This is a genomic window from Streptomyces sp. NPDC005551 (assembly GCF_042871785.1).
Lineage (GTDB): Bacteria > Actinomycetota > Actinomycetes > Streptomycetales > Streptomycetaceae > Streptomyces.
Genome location: NZ_JBIAJE010000005.1, coordinates 389,414 through 414,427, shown reverse-complemented (window position 1 = coordinate 414,427; position 25,014 = coordinate 389,414). Strand labels below are relative to the sequence as shown.

At 71.1% G+C, this 25,014-nt stretch carries 20 protein-coding genes and 1 pseudogene; 7 read left to right on the top strand and 14 right to left on the bottom strand.

Going from position 1 to position 25,014, the window contains the following annotated elements:
• The first annotated feature begins 109 nt into the window (after nucleotides 1–109).
• A complete protein-coding gene (locus tag ACFYP4_RS17170; protein WP_358851186.1) occupies nucleotides 110–904 on the top strand; it encodes a metal-dependent hydrolase in 795 nt (264 codons plus the stop codon).
• Nucleotides 905–1,013: 109 nt separating this feature from the next.
• On the opposite strand, the gene ACFYP4_RS17165 is transcribed toward ACFYP4_RS17170, so the two are convergent.
• The 4 genes from ACFYP4_RS17165 to ACFYP4_RS17150 all read right to left on the bottom strand — a co-directional run bounded on the left by ACFYP4_RS17165 (nucleotide 1,014) and on the right by ACFYP4_RS17150 (nucleotide 5,792).
• Entirely contained in the window at nucleotides 1,014–1,283 is a 270-nt protein-coding gene (locus ACFYP4_RS17165) for a type B 50S ribosomal protein L31 (protein WP_358851187.1), read from the bottom strand.
• Nucleotides 1,284–1,325: 42 nt separating this feature from the next.
• Entirely contained in the window at nucleotides 1,326–1,796 is a 471-nt protein-coding gene (locus ACFYP4_RS17160) for a DUF5709 domain-containing protein (RefSeq protein WP_358851188.1), read from the bottom strand.
• 331 nt (nucleotides 1,797–2,127) lie between these two features.
• Nucleotides 2,128–3,909, bottom strand: a complete 1,782-nt coding sequence (locus tag ACFYP4_RS17155; RefSeq protein WP_358851189.1) for an ABC transporter ATP-binding protein — start codon at nucleotides 3,907–3,909, stop codon at nucleotides 2,128–2,130.
• Nucleotides 3,906–5,792, bottom strand: coding sequence for an ABC transporter transmembrane domain-containing protein (locus ACFYP4_RS17150; protein WP_388786055.1), 1,887 nt, complete (start codon nucleotides 5,790–5,792; stop codon nucleotides 3,906–3,908). Before ACFYP4_RS17150 ends, ACFYP4_RS17155 begins: the two co-directional genes overlap by 4 nt.
• 314 nt (nucleotides 5,793–6,106) lie before the next feature.
• Here ACFYP4_RS17150 and ACFYP4_RS17145 point away from each other — a divergent pair, with 314 nt between their 5' ends.
• The gene (locus ACFYP4_RS17145; protein ID WP_388786053.1) at nucleotides 6,107–6,859 is read left to right on the top strand and encodes a hypothetical protein; all 753 of its coding nucleotides are present in this window, start codon (nucleotides 6,107–6,109) and stop codon (nucleotides 6,857–6,859) included.
• Between the two features lie 72 nt (nucleotides 6,860–6,931).
• On the opposite strand, the gene ACFYP4_RS17140 is transcribed toward ACFYP4_RS17145, so the two are convergent.
• Complete coding sequence (locus ACFYP4_RS17140; RefSeq protein WP_388786051.1) at nucleotides 6,932–7,387, bottom strand: MarR family winged helix-turn-helix transcriptional regulator; 456 nt, start codon at nucleotides 7,385–7,387, stop codon at nucleotides 6,932–6,934.
• A gap of 94 nt (nucleotides 7,388–7,481) precedes the next feature.
• Here ACFYP4_RS17140 and ACFYP4_RS17135 point away from each other — a divergent pair, with 94 nt between their 5' ends.
• The gene (locus ACFYP4_RS17135) at nucleotides 7,482–9,281 is read left to right on the top strand and encodes an ABC transporter ATP-binding protein (RefSeq protein ID WP_358851193.1); all 1,800 of its coding nucleotides are present in this window, start codon (nucleotides 7,482–7,484) and stop codon (nucleotides 9,279–9,281) included.
• Nucleotides 9,282–9,324: 43 nt separating this feature from the next.
• Nucleotides 9,325–10,161, top strand: coding sequence for an endolytic transglycosylase MltG (gene mltG / locus ACFYP4_RS17130; RefSeq protein ID WP_388786049.1), 837 nt, complete (start codon nucleotides 9,325–9,327; stop codon nucleotides 10,159–10,161).
• 45 nt (nucleotides 10,162–10,206) lie between these two features.
• On the opposite strand, the gene ACFYP4_RS17125 is transcribed toward mltG, so the two are convergent.
• Nucleotides 10,207–11,355 carry an NAD(P)-binding domain-containing protein gene (locus ACFYP4_RS17125; RefSeq protein ID WP_388786047.1) on the bottom strand — a complete coding sequence of 383 codons (1,149 nt, stop codon included), beginning with the start codon at nucleotides 11,353–11,355 and terminating at the stop codon, nucleotides 10,207–10,209.
• A gap of 109 nt (nucleotides 11,356–11,464) precedes the next feature.
• Here ACFYP4_RS17125 and ACFYP4_RS17120 point away from each other — a divergent pair, with 109 nt between their 5' ends.
• Nucleotides 11,465–11,887, top strand: coding sequence for a secondary thiamine-phosphate synthase enzyme YjbQ (locus ACFYP4_RS17120; protein WP_358851196.1), 423 nt, complete (start codon nucleotides 11,465–11,467; stop codon nucleotides 11,885–11,887).
• A 65-nt stretch (nucleotides 11,888–11,952) separates the two neighbouring features.
• Here the strand turns inward: ACFYP4_RS17120 and ACFYP4_RS17115 are convergent, their stop codons facing one another.
• The 8 genes and pseudogenes from ACFYP4_RS17115 to ACFYP4_RS17080 form a co-directional block, all read right to left on the bottom strand.
• Nucleotides 11,953–12,399 (bottom strand): hypothetical protein, encoded by a 447-nt coding sequence (locus ACFYP4_RS17115; protein ID WP_388786045.1) that lies wholly within the window; start codon nucleotides 12,397–12,399, stop codon nucleotides 11,953–11,955.
• Between the two features lie 32 nt (nucleotides 12,400–12,431).
• Nucleotides 12,432–13,541: pseudogene (locus ACFYP4_RS17110) on the bottom strand (RHS repeat-associated core domain-containing protein); the annotation flags it as partial.
• A gap of 120 nt (nucleotides 13,542–13,661) precedes the next feature.
• Nucleotides 13,662–14,399, bottom strand: a complete 738-nt coding sequence (locus ACFYP4_RS17105; RefSeq protein WP_388786043.1) for a class I SAM-dependent DNA methyltransferase — start codon at nucleotides 14,397–14,399, stop codon at nucleotides 13,662–13,664.
• 138 nt (nucleotides 14,400–14,537) lie between these two features.
• The gene (locus ACFYP4_RS17100; protein WP_388786041.1) at nucleotides 14,538–16,613 is read right to left on the bottom strand and encodes an RICIN domain-containing protein; all 2,076 of its coding nucleotides are present in this window, start codon (nucleotides 16,611–16,613) and stop codon (nucleotides 14,538–14,540) included.
• Nucleotides 16,614–16,713: 100 nt separating this feature from the next.
• The gene (locus tag ACFYP4_RS17095; RefSeq protein ID WP_358851201.1) at nucleotides 16,714–18,774 is read right to left on the bottom strand and encodes a beta-galactosidase; all 2,061 of its coding nucleotides are present in this window, start codon (nucleotides 18,772–18,774) and stop codon (nucleotides 16,714–16,716) included.
• Nucleotides 18,775–18,824: 50 nt separating this feature from the next.
• Complete coding sequence (locus ACFYP4_RS17090) at nucleotides 18,825–20,162, bottom strand: ABC transporter substrate-binding protein (RefSeq protein ID WP_388786039.1); 1,338 nt, start codon at nucleotides 20,160–20,162, stop codon at nucleotides 18,825–18,827.
• Nucleotides 20,163–20,245: 83 nt separating this feature from the next.
• Complete coding sequence (locus ACFYP4_RS17085; RefSeq protein ID WP_358851203.1) at nucleotides 20,246–21,202, bottom strand: carbohydrate ABC transporter permease; 957 nt, start codon at nucleotides 21,200–21,202, stop codon at nucleotides 20,246–20,248.
• 5 nt (nucleotides 21,203–21,207) lie between these two features.
• Nucleotides 21,208–22,134 (bottom strand): carbohydrate ABC transporter permease, encoded by a 927-nt coding sequence (locus tag ACFYP4_RS17080; RefSeq protein WP_388786037.1) that lies wholly within the window; start codon nucleotides 22,132–22,134, stop codon nucleotides 21,208–21,210.
• Between the two features lie 282 nt (nucleotides 22,135–22,416).
• Between ACFYP4_RS17080 and ACFYP4_RS17075 the strand changes: the two genes are divergently transcribed.
• Together ACFYP4_RS17075 and ACFYP4_RS17070 are read left to right on the top strand one after the other, a co-directional pair.
• Entirely contained in the window at nucleotides 22,417–23,406 is a 990-nt protein-coding gene (locus ACFYP4_RS17075) for a LacI family DNA-binding transcriptional regulator (protein ID WP_388786035.1), read from the top strand.
• Between the two features lie 346 nt (nucleotides 23,407–23,752).
• Nucleotides 23,753–24,502: an alpha/beta fold hydrolase gene (locus tag ACFYP4_RS17070; protein WP_358851206.1), complete on the top strand. Its 750-nt coding sequence runs from the start codon at nucleotides 23,753–23,755 to the stop codon at nucleotides 24,500–24,502.
• Nucleotides 24,503–25,014 lie beyond the last annotated feature (512 nt).

Sequence of the window (25,014 nt, the reverse complement as noted above, 5' to 3'; positions counted from 1 at the left end):
ATCGGATGCCCATACGAAGATCGCGAACGTTACGCTGTGGCGCCGACGAAGCGTCAGCGCGCGTGGGCAACTCGACGACGGTACAGCGGGAATAGGGCGGGGCAGGGCCATGATGGGACCAGCACACTCACTGTCGGGGACCGCGGCCTGGCTGGGCGTCGGCGCGGCGGCGGCAGCGACCGGTCACACCATGCCCTGGCCGGTCCTCCTGGTCGGTGCCCTGGTCTGCGCCGGTGGCGCGCTCGCGCCCGACCTGGACCACAAGGCGGCGACCATCTCGCGGGCCTTCGGACCTCTCTCGCGAGGCCTGTGCGAGATCGTCGACAAGCTCTCCTACGCCGTCTACAAGTCGACTCGCAAGCAGGGCGACCCGCGTCGTTCCGGCGGACACCGCACGCTGACGCACACCTGGCTCTGGGCGGTGCTGATGGGCGCGGGCAGCTCGGCGGCCGCGGTCACCGGAGGACGGTGGGCGGTCCTGACGATCCTGTTCGTCCATCTGGTGCTTGCCATCGAGGGCCTGCTGTGGCGCGCCACCCGCGGGTCGAGCAGCGACGTGCTGGTCTGGTTGCTGGCCGCGACCAGCGCCTGGATCCTGGCGGGGATCCTGGACAAGCCGGGCAACGGCGCGGACTGGCTGTTCACCGAACCGGGCCAGGAGTACCTGTGGCTCGGGCTGCCGATCCTGCTGGGGGCCCTCGTGCACGACATCGGGGACGCGCTGACGGTGTCGGGCTGTCCGATCCTGTGGCCCATACCCATCGGACGGAAGCGGTGGTACCCGATCGGTCCGCCGAAGGTCATGCGGTTCCGGGCCGGCAGCTGGGTCGAGCTGAAGGTGCTCATGCCGGCGTTCATGCTGCTGGGCGGGGTGGGCTGCGCGGCGGCGCTGAACTTCATCTGAGCCGCGGCCGCCCGCACCGGCCCCGAGGCGGAACCGGCCGCACCGGACCGCGCCCGGCCCGGACCCGTGGGCGACGCGGACTGTCACGCCGGTCCGGCCGCGGGCGGGGTCAGCCGGCGTCGCCGGGCGCGGAGGCGGCGCCCCCGTACCGCCGCTCGAACGCGGCCACACGGCCCTCCGAGTCCACCGTGCGTGCCTTGCCGGTGTAGAAGGGGTGGCTCTCCGAGGAGATCTCCACGTCAACGACCGGGTACGTGTTCCCGTCGTCCCAGTCGATCGTCTGGCTGCTGTCCGCCGTCGACCGGGTGAGGAAGGCGTAGCCGGCGGAGCGGTCGCGGAACACGACCAGGTGGTAGTCGGGGTGCTTGTCCTGCTGCATGGCAGCTCCTCGGGTGGGGCGGGTGAGGCAGGGGTGGCGGTCTCAGCCCGGGAGAGTGTCCTCGTCGACCACGTGCATCGCGGCCTCCTCGGCCGAGGCCGCGGCCCCGTCGATGCCCACGTCGGTGGCGATCAGCCCGCTCTCCTCGTCCTCGTGCGCACCCTCGTCGGGTGCCACCAGACGGCCGGAGCGGGCGGCGCCCACCTCGTTGTCCAGCGGCTCACCGTCGGTGTCGTCGGAGTCTCCGATGCCGTCTCCGTCACCCACCACGAGGTCGGGCAGCTCCTCGGCGAGGCGCTGGTCGAGGGTCTCGCCGTGCCGGCGTTCCTCGGCGGTCACGCCGGTGTGTTCCACCGCCCAGGGCCGCTCGGGCGGAGACCAGCCCCGGTCCAGAGGGTCGTCGACGCCGTCGGTCTCCAGGGTGTCCTCGGCGTCGAGCAGCCCCGCGTCGTCCTGCACCTCGGAGCCGTCGGGCTGGTAGACGTCGTCTCCCCATCCGTCGGCGCTGTCCACGGGTACCTCCAGGTGGTGGGGCGGATCCGGTCCCGCCGTACCGCACGGCGGAGCCGGGACCGCGTGGCACATGCCGCGCCCCTCGCGAACCGGACGGTTCAGGGGCACTCCACGAGCCGGTGCCGGTTTCCAGCCTTCCACCCAACATCGACAGCGCGCAACGGGACGTGGTGTCAGACGGGACGTCACCGCCACCGGGCCCCGGGGCGACCGGAGCCGGTGGGGGCGGGTGCACCGGCACTGCGGTTGGCCCGCCCCCACGGGAGTACCGGTGCCGGCCGCCGGTGGCGGTCCGGGCGCCCGCCGGACTTCCTGTGCCGGCCGCCGTCGCTCACCCGTGCCACGACCGCCACAGGGCCGCGTACGCGCCGTCCGCGGTGACCAGCTCGTCGTGGCTGCCCAGCTCGCTGATGCGGCCGTTCTCGACCACGGCGATGACGTCGGCGTCGTGGGCGGTGTGCAGCCGGTGCGCGATGGCGACGACGGTGCGGCCGTCGAGGACGCGGGCCAGGGAGCGTTCCAGGTGGCGGGCCGCGCGCGGGTCGAGGAGCGAGGTGGCCTCGTCCAGGACCAGGGTGTGCGGGTCCGCGAGCACCAGGCGGGCCAGCGCGATCTGCTGGGCCTGCGCCGGGGTGAGCGCGAACCCGCCGGAGCCGACCTCGGTGTCCAGACCGTCGTCCAGCGCCCGCGCCCATCCGTCCGCGTCGACCGCGCCGAGCGCCGCCCACAGCTCGGCGTCACCGGCGGCCGTCCGGGCGAGCAGCAGGTTGTCGCGCAGGGAACCCACGAAGACGTGGTGTTCCTGGTTGACGAGGGCGACGTGGGAGCGCACCTGCTCGGCGGGCATGCGGGACAGTTCCGCACCGCCCAGGGTGATCCGGCCGTCCCGGGGCGCGTAGATGCCGGCGAGGAGCCGGCCGAGTGTGGACTTGCCCGCGCCGGAGGGACCGACCAGGGCGAGCCGGGTGCCCGGGGCGACCTCCAGCGAGACCTTGCGCAGGACGTCGACGCCGGCGCGGTAGCCGAAGTGGACCCGGTCCGCATGCACGTCGCGTCCGTCGGGGACCACCGTCGGATCACCCTCGTCCGGCTCGATGTCCCGTACGCCCACCAGCCGGGCCAGCGACACCTGGGCGATCTGGAGCTCGTCGTACCAGCGCAGGATCAGACCCACCGGATCGACGAGCATCTGGGCGATGAGTGCGCCCGTCGTCAGCTGGCCGACGCCGATCCACCCCTGGAGGACGAAGACACCGCCGATCATCAGGACCGAGCAGAGGACCGTGACGTGCGTGACGTTGATGACGGGGAAGAGCACGGAGCGCAGCCAGAGGGTGTAGCGCTCCCACGCCGTCCACTCCTTGACCCGGCGGTCCGACAGGTCGATGCGGCGCTCGCTGAGCCGGTGGGCCTCGATGGTGCGCCCGGCGTCCACGGTCTCGGCGAGGACGGCCGCGACGGCGGCGTAGCCGGCGGCCTCCGAGCGGTAGGCGGCGGGCGCTCGTCTGAAGTACCAGCGGCAGCCGATGACCAGGAGCGGCACGGCGACCAGTACGGCGGGGGCGAGCGGCGGGGCGGTCACGGCGAGTCCGCCGAGCAGCAGCGCCACCCACACCACACCGATGGACAGCTGCGGCACGGCCTCGCGCATCGCGTTGGCCAGCCGGTCGATGTCCGTGGTGATCCGGGACAGCAGGTCGCCGGTGCCCGCCCGCTCCAGGACTCCGGGCGGGAGTCCCACGGACCGTACGAGGAAGTCCTCGCGCAGGTCGGCCAGCATCCGCTCACCGAGCATGGCTCCCCGCAGCCGGACCTGGTGGACGAAGAAGGCCTGGACGACGAGCGCCAGGACGAACAGGGCCGCCGTGCGTTCCATGTGCAGGTCACGGGCGTTGTCCGAGACGCCCTCGACGACCGAGCCGAGCAGGTAGGGCCCGGCCATCGAGGCCACGACGGCGATCGTGTTGACCGTGACGAGCAGCAGGAAGGCCCGGCGGTGCCGTCGGAACAGTTCGCTCACGTAGGCGCGGACGGTCTCGGGGGCTCCGACGGGCAGGGTGTTAGCCGTCGTCGGTGCCGCCGGGTCGTACGCCGGTGGCGCCAGGCCGATCATGCGGTCTCCTCGATCTCTTCCAGTGCGTCGATCGTTTCCGGAGCGCGGCGCCCGGCGGACCGGCCGCCGGGTGCGTCGGTCTCGTGTGCCCCGCGCGCGTCGTCCAGAGCGTGCGTGTCCCGCCGGGCGGTGCCGGAGGCGGGCTCGTCGTCGGTCTCCCGTGTCACCACGGCGCGGTACCGGGGCTCGCTGTGCACCAGGTCGCGGTGCACGCCGACCGCGGCGACCCCGCCTCCGTCGACCAGCACGACCCGGTCCGCCCGGTCCAGGAGCAGGGGCGAGGAGGTGAGGACGACCGTGGTGCGGCCGGCCCGCAGGGAGCGGACACCGTCGGCGATCCGTGCCTCGGTGTGCGAGTCGACGGCGGACGTCGGCTCGTCCAGGACCAGCACCTCCGGGTCCGTGATCAGGGACCGGGCGAGGGCCAGCCGCTGGCGCTGGCCGCCCGACAGCGACCGGCCGCGCTCGGTGATCCGCGCGTCCATCGGATCGCCGGCGTCCAGTGACCCCTGCGTCAGCGCGTCCAGGACATCGCCGCACTGCGCCGCGGCAAGGGCTTCGGCCGCGCTCACCGCTCCGGACGACGGCACGTCGAGCAGCTCGCGCAGCGAGCCCGACAGGAGCACCGGGTCCTTGTCCTGGACCAGGACGGCCGTCCGGGCGGAGTCGAGCGGCAGCTCGTCCAGCGGCACCCCGCCCAGCAGCGCGGAGACGGTGGTCTCCTCGCCCGTCGCATGCCCGCCGAGCCGTTCCGCAAGTACGCCCGCCGCGTCCGGGTCGCCGCACACCACGGCGGTGAACAGGCCGGAGGGCGCCAGCAGCCCGGTCGCGGGGTCGTACAGGTCGCCGGCCGGCACGACGGCGTCCCGTGAGCCGGCGGTGTCCGTGACCCGTTCCAGGGACAGCACGTGAGCGGCTCGCTTGGCGGAGGGCCGGGAGAAGGAGTACGCCATGGCGATCTCCTCGAAGTGCCTCAGCGGATACGTGAGGAGCATGACGGCGCTGTACACCGTGACGAGCTCGCCGACCGTGATCCGCCCGTCGCGGGCCAGCCGCACCCCGTGCCAGACGACGGCGACGAGCAGCAGGCCGGGCAGCAGCACCTGGATCGCCGAGATCAGCGCCCACATCCGGGCGCTGCGCACGGCGGCCCGGCGGACCTCCTGGGAGGCCCGCCGGTAGCGGTCGAGGAAGAGTTCCTCGCCGCCGATGCCGCGCAGCACGCGCAGGCCCGCGACCGTGTCGGAGGCCAGTTCGGTGGCGCGTCCCGCCTTCTCGCGCTGCTGGTCGGCGCGGCGGGTGGCGGGCGGCAGGAGAGGCAGCACGGCGAGTGCCAGGACGGGCACGCCGACGGCGACGACCACACCGAGGGCGGGCTGGTAGACGACCAGACCGACGCAGACCAGCACGACCGTGAGCGCGGCCGCCACGAACCGGGACAGGGCCTCGACGAACCAGCCGATCTTCTCGACGTCGCCCGTGGAGACGGCGACGACCTCCCCGGCCGCCACCCGCCGGGTCAGCGCCGAGCCCAGTTGGGCCGTCCTGCGGGCCAGCAGCTGCTGGACGCGGGCGGCGGCGGTGATCCAGTTGGTGACGGCGGTGCGGTGCAGCATCGTCTCGCCCAGCGCGATGGCCGCGCCGCAGAGCACCATCAGCCCGCCGGTGAGGGCGAGTCGGGTGCCGGACCGGTCGACGACGGCCTGGACGGCCAGGCCCACGCAGAAGGGCAGCCCGGAGACGGCGACGAAGTGCAGCAGCCCCCAGGCGAGGGCCTTGAGCTGTCCGCCCAGCTGATTGCGGCCGAGCCACCACAGGAATCGGGGTCCCGAGCGTGCGTCCGGCACTCCCGGGTCGGGGTAGGGAAGGTCTTGGATCTGCATGGTGTCCCAGTGGCTCGTGTCAGGGGGTGGAGGGGCGCGAGGCCCGACGGCGGACCGGCCCCGTTCAGGCCGGGTGGGCACCGGCCCGCGGCCGGTGGCCGGGCCGCGCGGACGAGTACCGGACCGCCGGGACGGCCGCCGGGGACCCGGTCGTGAAAGCCGACAGCAAACCGTGAAAGGTTCGCGTCGGAGCGTGGTCGGAGGCAAACGGTTTTTCACCGCAGGGCAAAGAATCGGCCCGAACTGCCCGCTTATGACCGGGAAGCGCGGGGGCTGGGGACAGAGGGCCGACGCGTGGTGCGACCATGGACCGCATGCAAACAGGCGGTACGAGCGGTTCGGTGCGCAAGGGGGTCGCTGCGGCGGCCTGCGGTGTTCTTCTGTTGTCCCTGTCGGCCTGTGGCGGTTCGGGCGGGGGAAGCGGATCGAAGGGCGACGGCGGGTCCGCCGGCAAGGCCGGCGGGGCCGAGGCGCGCACCGTCGATCTGAAGCGCATCCCGGACGTCGGCGACCGGCTGTACAAGCAGATTCCCGCCAACTCCCGCCAGGTCGTGGCGGTCTACGGTGAGGGCAAGGACTCCGCCGATTCGACGGTCGTTCTCTACACGAAGCACGGCGCCACGTGGGACCGGACCCGCACGTGGAAGGGCCACAACGGCAAGAAGGGCTGGACGACCGACCATCACGAGGGCGACAAGCGCAGCCCTGTCGGCGTGTTCACCCTCAGCGACGCGGGCGGTGTCCTCGCGGACCCGGGGGCCCGGCTCCCGTACACGCGGTCCGCGTCCTTCCAGGCGCCGCACTACTGGGCCAAGTCGCACTGGCACGATTTCGACTACGTCATCGCCATCGACTACAACCGCGTCAAGGGCACCTCGCCGAACGACCCGACCCGGCCCGAGGGTCAGTCCAAGGGCGGGAGCATCTGGCTCCACATGGACCACGGCAGCGGTACGTCGGCCTGTGTGAGCCTCTCCGAGTCCGGAATGAACTATCTGTTGCGCACGCTCGACCCGGATCGGCATCCCGTGGTGGTGATGGGGGACAAGGCGGAGCTGAAGGCCTGACGGCCGCACCCGGTCGGGGCGTTCCGGCGCCCACGGGTGGACGGGCGTCCGGGAGCCAGGTCCGGCGCGCGGTCAGCAGGGCCGCTCCGGGATCGGCGTGCCGTCGACCAGGGTGTCCAGCAGTCCGCCGAGCACCTCGCGCTGCCCGTCCGTCAGCGGGGCCAGGATCTCCTCCGCCGCCGAGCGGCGCGCGCCGCGCAGCTCCCGCAGCGCCTTGCGCCCCTCGTCCGTGACCTCGATCCGGATCACGCGGCGATTGGTGGGATCGGGCACCCGGCGCACTTTGCCGTTCGCCTCCAGGCCGTCGACCAGGGTCGTCACAGCACGGGGCACCACCTCCAGGCGCTCGGCCAGATCGGCCATGCGGGGCGGCGAGCCGTAGTGCGCCAGGGTGCGCAGCAGCCGCGACTGGGCCGGCGTGATGCCCAGGGCGCGCTGCTCCAGATGGCGCTTCTGGATGCGGTGCACGCGGCGGGTCAGCCGCAGCAGCTGCTCGGCGAGCAGGCCGTCGGCATCGGGGGTGGTCATGCGGGAACAATATCAGGATGCCGCTCATTGTGAGTATAGGTAACAATGAGCTAAGCTCCGTCAATCGTCGTCGCCTCACCTCCCGTAGGAGCCCATGCGTCCCGATCAGCCCACCTGGACCCCGCCACCCGCCGAGGCCGCACAGCCGCGTCAGGTGCGCCGCATCCTGAAGCTCTTCCGCCCCTACCGCGGGCGTCTTGCCGTCGTCGGCCTGCTGGTCGGCGCCGCGTCCCTGGTCTCCGTCGCCACGCCGTTCCTGCTGCGGGAGATCCTGGACGTCGCGATCCCCGAGGGCCGCACCGGCCTGCTGAGCCTGCTCGCGCTCGGCATGATCCTCAGCGCGGTCGTGACCAGCGTCTTCGGCGTGCTGCAGACACTGATCTCCACGACCGTCGGCCAGCGCGTCATGCACGACCTGCGCACCGCCGTCTACGGGCGGCTGCAGCACATGTCGCTCGCGTTCTTCACCCGCACCCGCACCGGAGAGGTCCAGTCCCGCATCGCCAACGACATCGGCGGCATGCAGGCGACGGTCACCTCCACCGCCACCTCGCTGGTCTCCAATCTCACGAGCGTGGTCGCCACGATCGTCGCGATGCTCGCGCTGGACTGGCGGCTCACCGTCGTCTCGCTGCTCCTGCTGCCGGTCTTCGTCTGGATCAGCCGCCGGGTCGGCCGGGAGCGCAAGAAGATCGCGACGCAGCGACAGAAGCAGATGGCCACGATGGCCGCCACTGTCACCGAGTCGCTGTCCGTCAGCGGCATCCTGCTCGGCCGCACCATGGGCCGCGCCGACTCGCTCACGCGGTCCTTCGCGGACGAGTCCGAAAGCCTGGTCGACCTCGAGGTGAGGTCGAACATGGCGGGCCGCTGGCGCATGGCCGTCATCACGATCGTCATGGCCGCCATGCCCGCCGTCATCTACTGGACCGCGGGCATCGCCCTCCAGTTCGGCGGCCCGGCCATTTCCATCGGCACGCTCGTCGCGTTCGTCTCGCTCCAGCAGGGCCTGTTCCGGCCGACGGTGAGCCTGCTGTCGACGGGGGTCCAGATCCAGACCTCGCTCGCCCTGTTCCAGCGCATCTTCGAGTACCTCGACCTGCCCATCGACATCACGGAGCCCGAGCGGCCGGTCCACCTCGACCAGGTCAAGGGCGAGATCCGCTTCGAGGACGTCGAATTCCGCTACGACGGCAAGGGCGGCCCCGTCCTCGAGGGCATCGACATCACCGTCCCCGCGGGCGGCAGTCTCGCGGTCGTCGGCCCCACCGGGTCCGGCAAGTCCACGCTCAGTTATCTGGTGCCGCGGCTGTACGACGTCACGGGCGGGCGCGTCACCCTCGACGGGGTCGACGTGCGCGACCTGGACTTCGACACGCTCGCCCGCGCGGTCGGCGTCGTCTCCCAGGAGACGTACCTGTTCCACGCGTCGGTCGCCGACAACCTCCGCTTCGCCAAGCCGGACGCCACCGACGAGGAGCTGTACGCGGCGGCCCGGGCAGCCCAGATCCACGAGCACATCGCCTCCCTGCCCGACGGGTACGACACCGTCGTGGGGGAGCGCGGGCACCGGTTCTCCGGTGGTGAGAAGCAGCGCCTGGCCATCGCCCGCACGATCCTGCGCGATCCGCCCGTGCTCATCCTCGACGAGGCGACCAGCGCCCTGGACACCCGCACCGAGCGTGCCGTCCAGGAAGCCATCGACGCGCTGTCGGCCAACCGGACGACGCTCACCATCGCGCACCGGCTGTCCACCATCCGGGGCGCCGACCAGATCGTGGTCCTGGACTCCGGGCGCGCGGCCGAACGGGGCACGCACGAAGAGCTGCTGAAGCGGGACGGCCGCTATGCCGCCCTCGTCCGCCGAGACGCTCAACTGGAGCCGACAAGATAAAGATATGTCGGGTTTGTAGGCTTTAGCGGGTTACCGTGCCCCCATGCAGACCAACACTCCGCCACGGAGCACGATTCGACTGACGCGCCGGGGCCGGATCGCCCTCATCGCGACCGGAGCCGTCGTCGCGGCCACCGCCGTGGCGGTGCCGCTGCTGACCACGGAGGACGAGGGCGAGCGGCCCGCGTCCCTGGTGATCCCGGAGGGCTGGCGAGCGGGGCAGGTCTACGACGCCGTGGACAAGGCCCTCCGACTGCCGGCGGGCAGTACGAAGAAGTCCTTGGCCAAGGCCGACCTGAAACTGCCGAACGACGCGGAGGGCAACCCGGAGGGTTACCTCTTCCCGGCCACGTATCCGCTCGACAAGAAGGCCACCCCGGGGTCGCTGCTGTCGTACATGGTCGCCACCGCGAACAAGAAGTTCAACGGCGGTCAGATCACGGCGGGAGCGCAGCGCAACGCGATGAACGTCTATCAGGCGGTCACGATCGCGAGCATCATCCAGGCGGAGGCCGCCACCAAGGACGACATGGGCAAGGTGGCCCGGGTCATCTTCAACCGGCTGGAGCGCGGAATGCCGCTGCAGATGGACTCCACCATCAACTACGCGCTGAACCGCAGCACCCTGACCACCACCGAGAAGGACACCAAGCTCGACAACCCGTACAACTCGTACCAGCGCATGGGGCTGCCGCCGACACCGATCGCCAACCCCGGTGAGGAGGCAATGCGCGCGGCGATCAACCCCACCCCGGGCGACTGGCTGTACTTCGTCACCGTCAAGCCGGGCGTCACCCGCTTCACGGCGGGCTACGAGGAGCACCGGAGGAACGTCGCCGAGTTCAACCGGAACCGGAAGAGCGCCTCTCCCGCGCACTGACCGGCCGGCACGTCGCGCCCGTCCGCATCAGGGGCCGACGGGGCGTCACGCGGTGGCCGGCACCTCCGCCAGCAGCCTCCTGATGTCCCGTACCGCCGAGCGGCCGGCCCGGTTGGCGCCGATCGTGCTGGCCGAAGGGCCGTAGCCGACCAAATGGACACGCGGATCGGCGGCCGCCCGGGTGCCCTCCAACCGGATGCCGCCGCCCGGCTCACGCAGTCGCAGCGGAGCCAGGTGGTCGATCGCCGCTCGGAACCCGGTGGCCCACAGGATGACGTCCGCGTCCACGTGCCGCCCGTCGTCCCAGGCCACGCCGTCCGGGGTGATCCGGTCGAACAGGGGGAGCCGGTCCAGGACACCGTCCGCGCGAGCCTGCCGGATCGCGTCGTTCAGGGGCAGTCCCGTCACCGACACCACGCTCTGCGGTGGCAGCCCTCGCCGGACCCGATCCTCCACCAGGGCGACCGCGGCCCGGCCCACGTCCTCACTGAAGGGGCCCTCCCGGAAGACGGGGGGCCGCCGGGTCACCCAGGTGGTCCCGGCCGCGTACGGGGCGATCTCCATCAGGTGCTGGGTGCCGGAGGCTCCGCCGCCCACGACGACGACCCGCAGTCCGGCGAACTCCTCCGGGCCCGGGTACTGCGCGGTGTGCAGCTGGCGCCCCCGGAAGGTCTCCTGGCCCGGAAGGCGCGGCCAGAACGGCCGGTCCCAGGTCCCCGTCGCGTTGATCAGCGCCCGCGCCGACCACGTACCGTCCGAGGTCTCGACGAGCAGCCGCCCGGCCGCGCCCTCGTGGACCGCGTGGACGTCGACCGGCCGCCGTACCCGTAGATCGAACCTGCGCTCGTAGGTGGCGAAATACTCCGCGATGACCTCGGAGGACGGGCGCCCGGGGTCCGCGTCCGTCAGCTCCAGGCCCGGCAGGGAGTGCATTCCGTGCACCTTGCCGTACGTCAGCGACGGCCAGCGGAACTGCCAGGCACCACCGGCCTGCGGTGCGTGGTCCAGCACCACGAAGTCGTGCTCCCGGAGGTGGTGCTCCGGGAGGTCGTGCTCCGCGAGGTCGTGCTCCGGAAGGTCGCGCTTCGGCTCGGATCCGGTGCGCCGCAGGTGATAGGCGCTGGACAGGCCTGCCTGCCCAGCGCCTACGACGACCACGTCGACCTCGCGTGCTGCTGCCCCGATGCTGTTCACGCCTCTGCCAACCGGACCGGGGTCCGTTATCTTCCCCGGCTGGCCGACGGTGTTGCCCGGCGGGCGGCGGGGCGGGTGTGAAAGCCGGCCCATGGGTCAGGATGGGGTCATGCCCGATGCCTTCACCACGCGTGTCCTGAACATCGCCTCCGGCTCGTCCGAGAACGTCGTCGATCTCACCCGAGACTGCGAGGCCTTCCTGAACGAGGTGGCGGCCGACCGTGACGGCCTGCTGAACGTCTTCGTCCCGCACGCCACCGCCGGCGTCGCCGTCATCGAGACCGGGGCCGGCAGCGACGACGACCTCCTCGCCGCCCTGCATACGCTGCTGCCCGCCGACGACCGCTGGCAGCACCGGCACGGCAGCCCGGGCCACGGCCGGGACCACGTGCTCCCGGCCATCGTCCCGCCGCACGCCACCCTGCCGGTGATCGCCGGGCGGCTGGAGCTCGGGACGTGGCAGTCGGTGTGCCTGGTCGACACGAACAAGGACAACACCGACCGGCAGGTGCGGCTGTCATTCCTCGGGTAGGCCGCGTAGTTCGGGTAGGCCGGGTGATTCCCCGGCCTTATTCTTCCGGGACGGTCGTGGTGAGCTCACGGGATTCGGAATTCATGCACCACCACCCAGTAGTCGGAATCTTCGACCGAGGCGGCACACAAGTGGCGTCCGTCGACCGAAACGGCCACGAATTCGGGTGAACCCGTCGCTCCGGAAATGCGGGACGGAAGATTCTTCCCGACGGGGTCCTTCACGCGAATCCAACCGACCTCGCTCCCCCCGGGTACGGGCGGCAGAATGAGAAATTCACCGCTCTCCCCGTGGAGCGAAGCCTGCGCAGCATGGTGATGCCATGCCCCGTCCAGTTCATCGAGGGCATGGGGGGCGGAGGCGGGGATCGAGACGACGGGCTCCACCTCGAAGCCGCTGACCGCGTAGATGGCGGCCTTCACGGGCGGGCCGTCGGGCGCCGTCTCCGCCGTGACTTCGAGCCCGCAGCGCTCGAGGACATCCAGCCAACGCGGTGCCTCCCGCTCCTTCATGATCCCTGGCCCTTCATCGGTTCCCGCGACATTCAGTTGCCTTCATAGAACAGGTGATGGTCGCCACCGGTTTGTTTATCCTGCCCGCTGCACCCTCGCGTTGTCCCAGCCGACGGCATGGAAGTGCGGGCCTGCCGGATCATTGGTGTGCTCGACGACCACACGTGAGCCGCTGTCCGTCTCGAACTGCCGGAAATTCCCCCAGTGCGCCGGGTCGGGCGAATAAATGTAACCCGGTGTGTGCTTCAGGTGTTTGTCCCCGTGACCACTCACTCGGCGATGGGTTCCTCGCCGTACCGCACACCGGCGAGTTCGTACGCCGCTTTTTCCGCGTCCGTCCGGTTCTCGAACGGGTTGCCCTTCTCGCCGCGCGGGTATGGGCCGAGCCCGAGGGGGTCGGGCGTGAGATACCGCGCGGGTTCCGGATCGTAGTGCCGGAACAGGTTGTAGTGGAGACCGGTCTCCGGGTCGAAGTACTGGCCGGGGAAGCGGAGCGGGGTGCAGGCCGTGCTGGAACTGCTCCAGGCGGTGGTGCCCCAGAGGGTGGCGCGGGTGCGCCAGGCGATGTCGCCTTCCTGTCCGATCAGTGCGGTGGGGGCACCGACGAGATCGGTGACGATGGCGAAGAAACGCCGGTCCACCTCGTCCTGACGGGCGTCCGCCGTGAGGATGCGCTCGGTCTGCGAGAGAGGGATGCCGGCTCCGGCGCGGGTGATCGCCGTGCCGTGGTAGGTCCGCGGCCCGGTGGCTTCGATGCCGGGGGTGGGAAGCGGGCCAGGACGCCTCGGTCAGGTTGCCGCTCGCGTCGTAGGCTTACCGCTCGGTCCAGCCCTCCGGGTGGACGGCGGTGACGTGGCCGACCGCGTCCAGGTCGAAGGTGCGCGTGCCCGACAGGTGATCGCCGACCGAGGTGAGGTGGCCGTCCGGACGGTAGGAGTAGGTACGGCTGTTGAGGGTCCGGCCCCCGGCGGTCAGGTGACTGGCGGAGAGCCGCCCGGCATCGTCCCACGCCGAGGTGACGGTGAGGACGTCGGTGAAGTCTGCGAAGCGCGCACCGTTTCACGGCCCGCGTCGTCGTGGGCGAAGGCGACGGGGGACCCCCCGGTGCTCAGGCACTCGGGACGGCCACCGGCATCATGTGAACATCTGCCGGGGGTGCTCGCTCCGGACGCCGGGGAGCTGCTGTACGGCGTCCGGCTCCCGTCAGTGGAGGGGTCGGTGGTGCCGGACCGTGCGGCACGGTGTGCCGCCGCGGCAAGGACTCACGGCTTGCGCCACACCGAGATGTGCCGCGGTGAGTCCTGGGTGAAGGGCGAGCCGTCCCAGTCCGCGACGCGGCGTTCCGGCGTGAGGCCCGCGATCCGGGCCATCAGGTCGAGTTCGGCGGGCCAGGCGTACCGGTGCCGGGACGCGTCGCGGCGATAGCGGCCGTCGTCGCCGTCCCGGGTGAGGTGGTGCGAGACGAGGATCTGCTCGACCAGGTCGAAGGTGTCGAATCCGAGGTGGCCGTCCGAGACGTCGAAGGGCACCGCGGTCTGCCCGGGCGGCAGGAACCGCAGCGGCGGTACGCCCAGTTCGACGACGAAACGCCCGCCGGGGGCGAGGTGGCGCGCGGCGTTCTGGAAGCACTCGACCTGCTCGTCCTGGGTGAGCAGGTTCGAGATGGTGTTGTAGACGAGATAGACCAGGGTGAACTCGCCGGGTACGCGGGCCGTGGTCATGTCCCCGAGGGTGACCGGGAGCGTGTCCTCGTCGGCCTTGCGCCGCAGGACCGCCGTCATGTGCTCGGACAGCTCGATGCCCACCACCGGAATTCCGCGTGCGCGGAGGGGGACTCCCACCCGTCCGGTTCCGATCGCGAACTCCAGCGCGCGTCCGCCGCCCGCCAGTTCGGCGAGGAAGTCGAGGGCAGGGGCGAGAAAGTCGGCCGAGGTCCGCTCGCCCTCCTCGGCGTCGTAGCGTTCGGCGGTCGCTCGGCTCCACACTTCGCTGCTCGTCACGATCAGCCACCCTGCCCGGCGCCTCGCACCCCTGTCGACCGATTAAGGGCCGCGCGGGTGGCGGTGGGGCTGTCACGCATGCCTCCGCCCCCTGTTCGCGGAGGGTGCGAAGGCATGCGGGGCGGTGGTTCCGCCGGCCTACGATTCGGTGCGGCCGGTCACGGATTCGGTGCGGCCGGTCACGTCGGAGATCCGCCACCGCTGGTTGGAGCCGGAGTTCGGGGTCCAGACCGTGACGGCGGCGCCTTCCCAGGTGGCCTGGCCGCCCACTTCGAGCAGCCGGCCGGTGGCGGCGTTGACCAGGGTCCAGGTGCCGTCACCGGTCGTCGACAGGATCCAGCGGCTCGCGTCGTCGCTCCGGCGGCCGTCCGCCTCCAGGACCGGGGCACCGTCGCGCACGGCCAGCCGCTTGCCCTCCGCGGGGCTGGTGAGGACGTACCGCTGGAGGCTGCCGGTCTCGCGGCCGGTGCGGCGCAGCTGCCACTGCTGCCCGCCGCTGCCGGTGTCCGTGCCCGCGGACCTGATGACGAGCCCGGTGCCGTCCTCCGCGACCGTGAGGGCCTTGCCGCTCTGCACGCCGGTCAGCCGGTAGGTGTGACCCGGCTGCGCGAGTGCGGCGTCCCTCGCGACGCCGGAGACGCCCTTGACGAGGAAGGACGTCACGGACTGGGCGGGTACGGTCAGGGTGGCCCGTCCGCCGGTGACCCTGACGGGGGCTCGTCGGTCGAGTTTGCCTCCGGCGCTCGTCACCACGGGTGTCACGGTCGCGTTCCGCGCGACGCGGCCGAACTTGGAGAGGTCGAGCGTCACCGCGCGGGCGTCGGCGGTCCTGTTGACGTGGACGACCGTCGCAGCGTCGCCCTTCCTGGCGACCGCCGCGGCACTCGACGTGTCGTCGGTCTTGATCAGCCGGTCTCCGGGCCTGATGTAGTGGGTGAAGTTGCGCGCGGTGTCGAACTTCGTGTTCGTGCGGACCGGGCAGGTGGCCAGGGTGTCGGCGGACGTGCAGCTGAAGGGGAGCTGGATGCTGCCCCAGTTGCCGCCCCTGGCCGACTCGCCGCCGGGTTTCATGTTGTCGTGGTCCTCGACGGGCTGCCAGAACACCCAGGCCCGGGGCTCCAGTTCCCGCAGGTCGTCGACCATCTGCTGGGCGAGGCCGAGTCCGGGCCGCATGTCCGTGAAGCTCTGCCCGTCGCCCCAGTCGCCCTCGACCTCGCTCATCCACAGCGGCTTGTCCGCCGCCTTCGCCAGGTCGCGGACGCCGGTACGGCCACCGGTTCCGTAGGTGTGGACGTTCATCTGCCCGACCAGGTCGCGCACGTCCTCGGGGTAGGTGTTCCAGTTCTGCGTGAACAGGCTCGGGTTGGTCTCGTCCATCGCGGAGATCCGCGTGCCGGTCCTCGCCTTACTCAGGGCGGGGGCCAGCGCCTTGATCACCTTCTGCTGGAGTTCCGGGCCGATGTGGGCGCCTTCCTGACGGCCGCCGACCGGCTGTCCGTCGGCTCCCAGGCGGGTGCTCCAGTAACCCGTGTTGGGTTCGTTGAACGGGTCCAGGGTGTCGACCTTGATGCCGTGCGCCTTCTCCAGGCGCTTGGTGGCGCCCGCCAGATAGGCCGCGAAGTCGTCGACGGAGTCGGCCTTGAGCTGGTCCGCGTTCGCGTCGAATCCGCCGGAGACATAGCCGCTCTCCGTCATGAACCAGGGCGGCGAGTTGCTGAACGTCTCCCAGTGGTCGATGTCCTTCTTGATGCGGTCCACCCACCAGCGCTGGGTGGCGTCGGCCTCCGGGTTCCAGTCGGCCGCGTCCTCGGCGCTCCACCAGTCGGTGTCCTCGCGGGTGGTGCCCGCCGGGGCCTTCCACCAGCCCTCGACGGCCCCTCCCGCGCGGAGGTAGTCCTCGACGTCGGGGGCGTTGCCGCCGCCTATGTTGTACCGGGCGATGTTGAGGGCGAGGCCGTCGTCCCCGAAGAGCAGGGCGGCGAGCTTCTCGCGGATCTCCGGCGGGTAGTCGCCGGTGGCGTTGGCGAACCAGACCAGGCTGGTGCCCCAGCCCTCGAAGCCCGGCGCCTTGTACGAGGGGTCGGGGGAGACGGTGACGGCCGAGGCCACCGGCTCCGCGTGCGTCGGTGGTGCGGTGACCAGGGTCGCCCCGAGGGTCAGAGCGGTGACCCCGAGGGGTCCCAGAAGCCGTCGTGTGCGGGTACGGCGTGCCAACGTGTGCTCCCAACTCGTCTGCGGTCGCTGCGGTGGGCCGTCGTGCCCCGTGACGGGCACGACGGTGTGACCCTCGAATCAGGCGTGGACCAGGCGCGACTCAGGGGTGTCGATGGGCGGGCCGGCGCAGGACGGCGACGTCCCGGGGCGGCAGGAGGAGTGCGCCGTCGGCGTCCTTCCGGCCGATCAGGAGGTCCCCGGCGAGTCCGGCCAGCGGGACCGCCTCGTCGGTCCTGTTGACCAGGAACAGATAGCGGCTGTCGGCGTCGCGGCGCACGATCAGTTCGACGTCTCCCCGTGCTCCCTCGGGGAGTTCGGTGGTGACCGAGGCCGCGGCGAGCAGCCTCGGCAGCAGTCCGGTCAGGCCGTCCACGCCCAGCCGGGTGGACACGTACGCGGCGGAACCCCGGTTCACCGTGCGGCGGGTGACGGCGGGCAGACCCGCGTACGGGCCGCTGCGGTAGTGGCCCAGCACGTCCACGCCGGGTTCGGTGACGGTGATCCGGTCGGTCCACAGGGTGCCGGTCGCAGCACCGTCCAGGTCCAGGTCGACGGTGTCGCCGTCCAGCAGCGGACCGAACTCCTCCACCCGGATGCCGAGCAGCTCGCGCAGGGCGCCCGGGTAGCCGCCGAGCCAGACGTGGTCGTTCTCGTCGACGACACCGGAGAAGTACGTGGTGACCAGGTGGCCGCCCTGCTCGACGTACCGGGTGAGGTCCTTGGCCAGCGCGGCGGGGACCATGTGCAGCACGGGCGCGATCAGCAGCTCGTACCGGTCCAGGTCGGCCTGTGCGGTGACGACGTCGGCGCGGACGCCGAGCGCGAGCAGCGCGGAGTACCAGTCGAGGGCCTCCTGGCGGTAGTCGAGGCGGGAGGTCGGGTGGGAGTCCTGCTCACTGGCCCACCACGACTCCCAGTCGAAGACGATCCCGACCCGGGCGGGCTCGCGCTCGGTGCCGGCGACCGGCGCCAGCGTCCGCAGGGTGCGGCCGAGTTCGGTCACCGCGCGGAACAGCTCGCTGTCGGGTCCGGCGTGGGGCACCATCGCCGAGTGGTACTTCTCGGCGCCCGCCGCCGACTGCCGCCACTGGAAGAAGCAGACGGCGTCGGCGCCGTGCGCGACGTGCACCAGCGAGTCGCGGGCCAGCTCGCCCGGCCGCTTCGCCACGTTGACGGGCTGCCAGTTGACCGCGCTGGTGGAGTGCTCCATCAGGAACCAGGGGCGGCCCTTGGCGATACCGCTGACCAGGTTGGCGGAGAAGGAAAGTTCGTCGCGGTCCTGCGGGCCGGGCACCACGTAGTGGTCGTTGGAGACGAAGTCGATCTCACCGGCCCAGTCCGCGTAGTTCATGCCCTTGGTGCCGCCCATCACCATGAAGTTCGTGGTGACCGGCACGTTTGGGGTCAGCTCGCGCAGCACGTCCCGCTCCGCGCGCAGGTACTCCTTCAGCGCGTCGGAGGAGAAGCGCTTGAAGTCCAGCTGCTGGGTCGGGTTGGGGTGGGAGGCGGCCAGCCGGGGCGGCAGGATCTGCTCCCAGTCGCTGTACCGCTGCGACCAGAAGGCGGTGCCCCAGGCGTGGTTGAGCGCGTCCAGCGTGGTGTAGCGGGCGCGCAGCCAGTCGCGGAAGGCGCGCGCGGCGTCGTCCGAGTAGTCGTAGACGTTGTGGCAGCCCAGCTCGTTGGAGACGTGCCAGGCCACCAGCGCCGGATGGTCCGCGTACCGGCCGGCCATCGTGCGCACCAGACGCAGCGCGTGCTCGCGGAAGACCGGCGAGGTGGGACGCCAGTGCTGCCGCGCCCCCGGCCACACCGTCTCACCCGAGGCGGTCACCGGGAGGATCTCCGGGTGTGCCGTAGTGAGCCAGGGCGGCGGGGAGGCGGTGGCGGTGGCGAGGTCGACCCCGATGCCGCCCGCGTGCAGCAGGTCCATGATCTCGTCGAGCCAGGTGAAGTCCCATTCGTCCCGGGCCGGCTGGATGCGGGCCCAGGAGAAGATCCCCACGGAGACGAGGTTGACGCCGGCCTCGCGCATCAGCCGGATGTCGTCCTCCCACACCTCGCGCGGCCACTGCTCGGGGTTGTAGTCGGCGCCGTACGCGAGGCGTGGGGTGGGGTCACCGTCCGGCCCGTGCTGAAGCCGGGACAGGAGGGTGGAGATCATGGTGGTCCTTCCGGTGTCTCACTGGGAGCGGCGTGGGGGGCTCGCGTCGGCTATTCGACGGTGAAGCCCTGCTCCTTGCCGTACTTGACGGAGGCGTCCTGCCAGGACTTCAGGCCGTCGGAGAGCTTGGTGCCGCCGAGGTAGGCCTTGCCGACGGTGTCGTTGAAGATGGAGTTGGCGTACTGCTGGAACGGCAGGTACGACCAGTCGTCCGCGACGTTGGCGGCGGAGTCCGCGAAGACCTGGTTGGCCTTCTGGCCGCCGAAGTACGCGAACTCGGTGTTGCGGAACTCCTCGGACCGCAGCTCGGCCTCGGTCGCCGGGAAGGCGCCCTCCTTGACACGGCTCTGCACACCGGCGCCGGAGTTCGCGTACTCGACGAAGGCGTACGCGAGTTCCTTGTTCTTGCCCAGCGCGGGCAGGGTCAGGGAGCTGCCGCCGTTCTCCGCGCTCGCCTTGTCACCCTTGGTCCAGGCCGGCAGGGGCGCGGCACGCCAGTCACCGGAGGCCTTCGGGACGCCGGTGACGAAGTTGGCGGGCATCCAGGCACCGCTGGCGAGGGTGGCGATGGTGCCATTGCCCAGGCCCTTGTACCAGTCGTCGGTCCAGCCGTTGATCGGCGCGAGGAGCTTCTCGTCGATCAGCTTCTGCCAGGTGTCGGTGTACTTCTTGGCGCCCGCGTCGGAGAAGTCGACCTTCACCTTGGTGCCGTCGACCTTGTAGGGGCGCGAACCGGCCTGCCACAGCATGCTGGTGGTGAAGCCCGCGTCACCGGCGTCGTTGGCGATGTAGACCTTCGGGTCGGCCTTGTGCAGCTTGCGGGCCGCCTCGAGGTACTCGTCCCAGGTGGTCGGCACCTCGATCCGGTACTTGTCGAAGATCTTCTTGTTGTAGTAGAGCGCCATGGGCCCGGAGTCCATGGGCAGCCCGTAGACCTTGTCCCCGTCGCTCACGGCGTTCCACGGGCCGGGGGTGTACTTGTCGGCGAGCTTGTCGGCGCCGAAGGGGGCGAGATCGGTGAGGCCCTTGGTGAGGGAGTACTGGCCCAGCGCGAAGTACTCGACCTGGGCGACGTCCGGGACGCCCTTCTCGGCCGAGATCACGTTCGACAGGGCGGTGTAGTGCTTGTCGCCCGACCGTTCGCCGACCAGGTTGATCTTGACCTTGGGGTACTTCTTCTGGAAGTCGGCGGCGACCGTCTTCAGCGTGGGCTCCCAGGCCCAGACCGTGACCGGGCCGCCCTTCTTCAGGGCGGCCCGGACGTCGCCGGCGGAGACCGGCTTCTGGCCGGCGCCGTCGTCGTCGGATCCGCCGCAGGCGGTCGCGCCGAGGGTGAGGACGGAGAGGACGGCGAGGCCGCGCATCAGGCGGCCGGTCGTTCTGCGCATGGAGGTGCTTCCACTTCTTCGTGGGCGGGACGGGCGGGACAAGGGGGAGGCGGGACTGAGGGGGGTGACGGTTCGGGAGGGGGTCATTCCTTGACGCTTCCGGCGGCGAGGCCGGACTGCCAGTACTTCTGCAGCAGCAGGAACGCCGCGATCAGCGGCACGATGGTGAGCAGCGACCCGGTGATCACGAGATTGCGGATCACGTCGCCGCCGATCGTCTCGGCCTGGGAGTTCCAGGCGCTCAGACCGAGGGTGAGGGGATACCACTCGGGATCCTTGAGCATGATCAGCGGGAGGAAGTAGTTGTTCCAGGTCGCGACCGTGGTGAACAGCAGCACGGTCACGATGCCGGGGGCGAGCAGCGGCAGGGCGACCCCGAAGAAGGTGCGCACCTCGCCCGCCCCGTCGATGCGGGCCGCTTCCAGCAGTTCGACGGGGATGGCCTCGGTGGCGAACACCCACATCAGGTACAGGCCGAAGGGCGAGATCAGAGAGGGGATGATCACCGCCCACGGGGTGTCGGTCAGGCCGATCTTGCTGAACATCAGGAAGGTCGGCACCGCCAGGGCGGTGCCAGGGACGGCGACGGCGCCGATGACCACGGCGAAGACGCCGCGCTTGCCGGGAAAGTCGAACTTGGCCAGCGCGTAGCCGCCGAGGATCGCCAGGAAGGTGGCACCGCCGGCCCCGAGCACGACGTACAGCAGGGTGTTGAGGAGCCAGCGCCCGAAGATGCCGTCGTGGTACGTGAACGTCTGGCTGATGTTGTCCCAGAGCGCGAAGTCGTCGGCGAACCACAGCCCTGAGGAGTCGGCGAGGCCCTCCTGCGTCTTGGTGGCGCTGATCAGCAGCCACACCAGGGGCACCACGGTGTAGAGGAGGACCAGGCTGGTGAGGCCGGTCAGCAGGAGGCTGCGCCTGGGGCGCCCGGGGACGTGGGCCGCGCGCCTGCGCAGCCGGGGCACGCTCCTGGCCGTGCCGGCCGGCGGGGCGGACGCGGCGGGGGAGACGGTGGTGGCCGGGCTGCTCGTGCTGCTCATCGAGGTCACGCTCCCTTGCGCATGCCGCGAAGCTGCACGACATAGGCGATGACCATCGTGATCAGGCCCATGATGATGGCGACCGCCGCGGAGTAGTTGTGCTGCTGGCCGTTGAAGGACAGCGAGTACGTGAAGAAGTTCGGGGTGTAGTCCGTCGTGATCGCGTTGCGCGCCAGCGGCCGCAGGATGTTCGGCTCGTTGAAGAGCTGGAAGCTGCCGATGATCGAGAAGATCGTGGCGATGACGAGGGCGCCGCGGATCGCGGGGAGCTTGATGGCGGTGATGACGCGGATCTGTCCGGCGCCGTCGATCTCCGCCGCCTCGTAGAGCGAGTCGGGGATGACCCGCAGCGCGGAGTAGAAGATCAGCATGTTGTAGCCGACGAACTCCCAGGTGACGATGTTGCCGATGGACGCCAGGACCAGGCCGCTGGAGAGCGGGTCGGGCAGGGTGACGCCGAACGCCTCGTCGATGTCACCCACCAGTCCGTACTGGGTGCCGTACATGAAGCCCCACATGAGGGTGGCGACGACGGCGGGCACCGCGTACGGCAGGAAGATCGAGATGCGGAAGAAGTCCTTGCCGTAGAGCCGCCCGCTGTCCAGGGCCAGCGCCACGAACAGGGCGATACCGAGCATGATCGGCACCTGGACCAGCAGGAACAGCGACACCCGTGCCAGCGCGGACCAGAACTGGCCGTCCTGGAGCGCCTGTTGGTAGTTGTCCAGGCCCACGAAGGTCGTGCCGCCGATGAGCTGGTCCCGGAAGAGGCTCAGGTGGATGGAGTAGCCGATCGGCGCCAGGAAGACGAAGGCGAAGACCACCGCGAAGGGGCCGATGAACCCCCACCCCGCCCAGGAGCGCCGGTCCTGTTTCGCCGGGGGCCGCTCCGGGTGCCGGCGCGCCGTCGCGGGAGGTTGCAGCGTCGTCATGTCGTTCCTCGCTCGTCCATCTGGAACCGGCGTCGTGGACCGCCGCGATGTTTGCGCAAACATGAGGCGCCGCAAGGAGTTCCGGGCTGTTATGTTTACGTAAACATCTGATGGCGGAATGTCTACACTGCCCCCAGGTCGGTGGTCAAGGGTCGCCTCACGAACGGGCGGCCCGGGCAGCAAGGGAGACGAGTGGACACGGCGGACAGCGCCTCGGCACCGGTGGAACGGGCTCGCGAGCGCGGGGGGAAACGGGCCGCACGCCGTTCCCAGAGCGCCTCCATGGCGGACGTCGCCCGGCTGGCCGGCGTCTCCTCCCAGACCGTCTCCCGGGTGGCCAACGGCTACGCGGGCGTCAACGAGGAGACGCGGCGGCAGGTGCTGTCGGCCATGAAGGAGCTGGGCTACCGGCCCAACAGTGCGGCCCGCGCCCTCAAACGCGGCGAGTTCCGCACCATCGGTGTCATCACCTTCAACCTCTCCACCACCGGCAACATGCGCACGCTGGAGGCGATCGCCACCTCCGCGGCGCAGAAGGGGTACGCCGTCACGCTGCTGCCCGTCGCCGTCCCCACCCAGGACGAGGTGCGCGGCGCCTTCTCCCGCCTCGGTGAGCTGGCCGTCGACGCGGTCATCGCCATCATGGAGGTGCACCTGCTCGACACGGCGACCCTCTCCCTGCCGCCCCATGTGCAGGTCGTCGTCGCCGACTCGGACGCCGGTGACCGCTACTCCGTGGTCGACACCGACCAGGCCGGGGGAGCGCGGGCGGCCGTCCGGCACCTGCTGGACCTCGGGCATCGCTCGGTCTGGCACCTCGCGGGGCCCGAGGAGTCCTACGCGGCCCAGCGCCGTGCCGACGCCTGGCGTGCCGAACTCACCGAAGCCGGCCGTTTCGTGCCACCCGTCGTACGGGGTGACTGGTCGGCGGAGTCCGGCTACCGTGCGGGGCTCGCGCTCGCCGACGAGGACGCCTGCACAGCGGTGTTCGCCGCCAACGACCAGATGGCACTGGGGCTGTTGCGCGCCCTGCACGAGCGCGGCCGCAGGATCCCCGACGACGTCAGCGTCATCGGCTTCGACGACATCCCCGAGGCGAGCTCCTTCCTGCCTCCCCTGACCACCGTGCACCAGGACTTCGCGGAAGTGGGACGCCTGTGCGTCGAGGGAGTCCTGCGCCGGATGCGCCACGAGGGGACGGAGCACGGCACCACGCTCGTGCCCACCGAGCTGGTCGTGCGGGCCAGCACGGCGCCGTACCGTCAGGGGTAGGGGAGCGGTGGGCCGTAGCTGCCGCGTCGCCGGTGGAGGACCACTGGGCCGTCCCTCCACTGCTGGGCCAGGATCGCCCGGGGGGTGGTCGTGTCGCGCACGGAGGTGTCGCTGCCTCGGTGCGTTCCGGTCCGGGACCGCGCCCGCACCCCCCCGGCCGAAGACCCCTTCGCCGGGCAGCGGGCTCCACTGTCCCGGGCCGGGTGTGGTGTCCCGGGGGCGTCGTAGGCTGATGGTGACGGGTGGTCGAACGGTGCTGCCGGGCCGCCGTCGGCGAAGTGGTGGTTCTCGGTCGAGTGAGGGGTGGGCCGCGGTGAGGACGGGCAGGGATCCTTGGGTCCGGGAGGTGCGGAGGGGCGAACGGCCCGCGGCGCACGTGGTGTTCTTCCCGCACGCCGGAGGTGCCGCCACCTTCTTCGTGCCGTTCGCACCGCACTTCCCGGACGAGTTCGACCTCTCGTCCGTCCAGTACCCCGGGCGGCAGGAACGCATGGGTGAGCCCTTCGTCCGCACCATCGAGGAACTCGCGGACCGGGTGGTGCCCTCTCTCCGGCGGTACGCCGCCGACCCCGTACCCCTGGTGTTCTTCGGCCACAGCATGGGCGCGACCGTGGCCTTCGAGGCCGCCGTCCGGCTGGCCGCCGAGCATCCGGCCGCGCCGCTCCGGCTGGTCGTCTCCGGGCGCGCCGCCCCGTCCGTGCACCTGAGGGACGACGTGCACCGCGGCACGGACCAGGAGATCCTGGACCACCTCGCCGCGCTCGGCGGAACCGACTCCGGCATCGCGGGCAGCCCGGACCTCATGGAGCTGCTGCTTCCGGTCATCCGCAACGACTACCGCGCCGTCGGCCTGTACCGGCCCGCCGCGCACACCGTGGTGGACCTGCCGCTCCTGTGTCTCACCGGCGAGCAGGACCGGCTCGTTCCGCAGGAGGACGCCGCCGCCTGGAAGCGGCACACGTCACAGGACTTTTCGCAGATGTCCTTCCCCGGAGGCCACTTCTTCCTGTCGGACCACCGGCAGGCCGTGGCCCGGCTGGTCGCCGACTGCGCGCGGTCCGCGCGGCGGCCCCACGGCCGGGACACCGGCGTATGACAACACACGGCGGGCCGGGGAGCAACGGCTGATCCGGCCGGTGCTGCAGACGGATACCGGACGGATCCTGCCGGACTCGTCTCGTGCCCGGGGGCATTGAGGGAGGCCGCGACGGCGAGTCGGGTGGCATGGGGTCTTGGCCGCACGGTGTCCGGCGCGCGAAGCACGTGCCACGGGCGGATGCACGAGCCCGCGCACACGGTGTGACCGTGCGCCCCCGTGCGCCGGGCAGTGGAATCGCCGCGTCCGCTGTCCTCGACCGCTTCCGGGCGATCACCTGACGGCCCCGCGGCGGTGATTGACGTGTCCACCGGGGTGGTCCGGTCGGACGGCCGCCGTCGCGTCGGGCCGCATTGACTCCCAACTCGTAGCGCCTACATGGGGGTTACGCCGCTGGTGGGAGCGTCGCCGCGCGTACGCCCCGCGAAAGGGCAGGGGCGCAGGGGGCCGTCGGACGTTTGACATCGGGACGGCTGGGCACCCGCCGGAAGCGGCGGTCCGGCCGGACCGTC

Coding starts and splice junctions, on each gene's coding strand:
- ACFYP4_RS17170 (WP_358851186.1), top strand. CDS start 110: ATGATGGGACCAGCACACTCACTGTCGGGGACCGCGGCCTGGCTGGGC.
- ACFYP4_RS17165 (WP_358851187.1), bottom strand. CDS start 1,283: ATGCAGCAGGACAAGCACCCCGACTACCACCTGGTCGTGTTCCGCGAC.
- ACFYP4_RS17155 (WP_358851189.1), bottom strand. CDS start 3,909: ATGATCGGCCTGGCGCCACCGGCGTACGACCCGGCGGCACCGACGACG.
- ACFYP4_RS17150 (WP_388786055.1), bottom strand. CDS start 5,792: ATGCAGATCCAAGACCTTCCCTACCCCGACCCGGGAGTGCCGGACGCA.
- ACFYP4_RS17145 (WP_388786053.1), top strand. CDS start 6,107: ATGCAAACAGGCGGTACGAGCGGTTCGGTGCGCAAGGGGGTCGCTGCG.
- ACFYP4_RS17140 (WP_388786051.1), bottom strand. CDS start 7,387: ATGACCACCCCCGATGCCGACGGCCTGCTCGCCGAGCAGCTGCTGCGG.
- ACFYP4_RS17135 (WP_358851193.1), top strand. CDS start 7,482: ATGCGTCCCGATCAGCCCACCTGGACCCCGCCACCCGCCGAGGCCGCA.
- mltG (WP_388786049.1), top strand. CDS start 9,325: ATGCAGACCAACACTCCGCCACGGAGCACGATTCGACTGACGCGCCGG.
- ACFYP4_RS17120 (WP_358851196.1), top strand. CDS start 11,465: ATGCCCGATGCCTTCACCACGCGTGTCCTGAACATCGCCTCCGGCTCG.
- ACFYP4_RS17115 (WP_388786045.1), bottom strand. CDS start 12,399: ATGAAGGAGCGGGAGGCACCGCGTTGGCTGGATGTCCTCGAGCGCTGC.
- ACFYP4_RS17095 (WP_358851201.1), bottom strand. CDS start 18,774: ATGATCTCCACCCTCCTGTCCCGGCTTCAGCACGGGCCGGACGGTGAC.
- ACFYP4_RS17090 (WP_388786039.1), bottom strand. CDS start 20,162: ATGCGCAGAACGACCGGCCGCCTGATGCGCGGCCTCGCCGTCCTCTCC.
- ACFYP4_RS17085 (WP_358851203.1), bottom strand. CDS start 21,202: ATGAGCAGCACGAGCAGCCCGGCCACCACCGTCTCCCCCGCCGCGTCC.
- ACFYP4_RS17080 (WP_388786037.1), bottom strand. CDS start 22,134: ATGACGACGCTGCAACCTCCCGCGACGGCGCGCCGGCACCCGGAGCGG.
- ACFYP4_RS17075 (WP_388786035.1), top strand. CDS start 22,417: ATGGCGGACGTCGCCCGGCTGGCCGGCGTCTCCTCCCAGACCGTCTCC.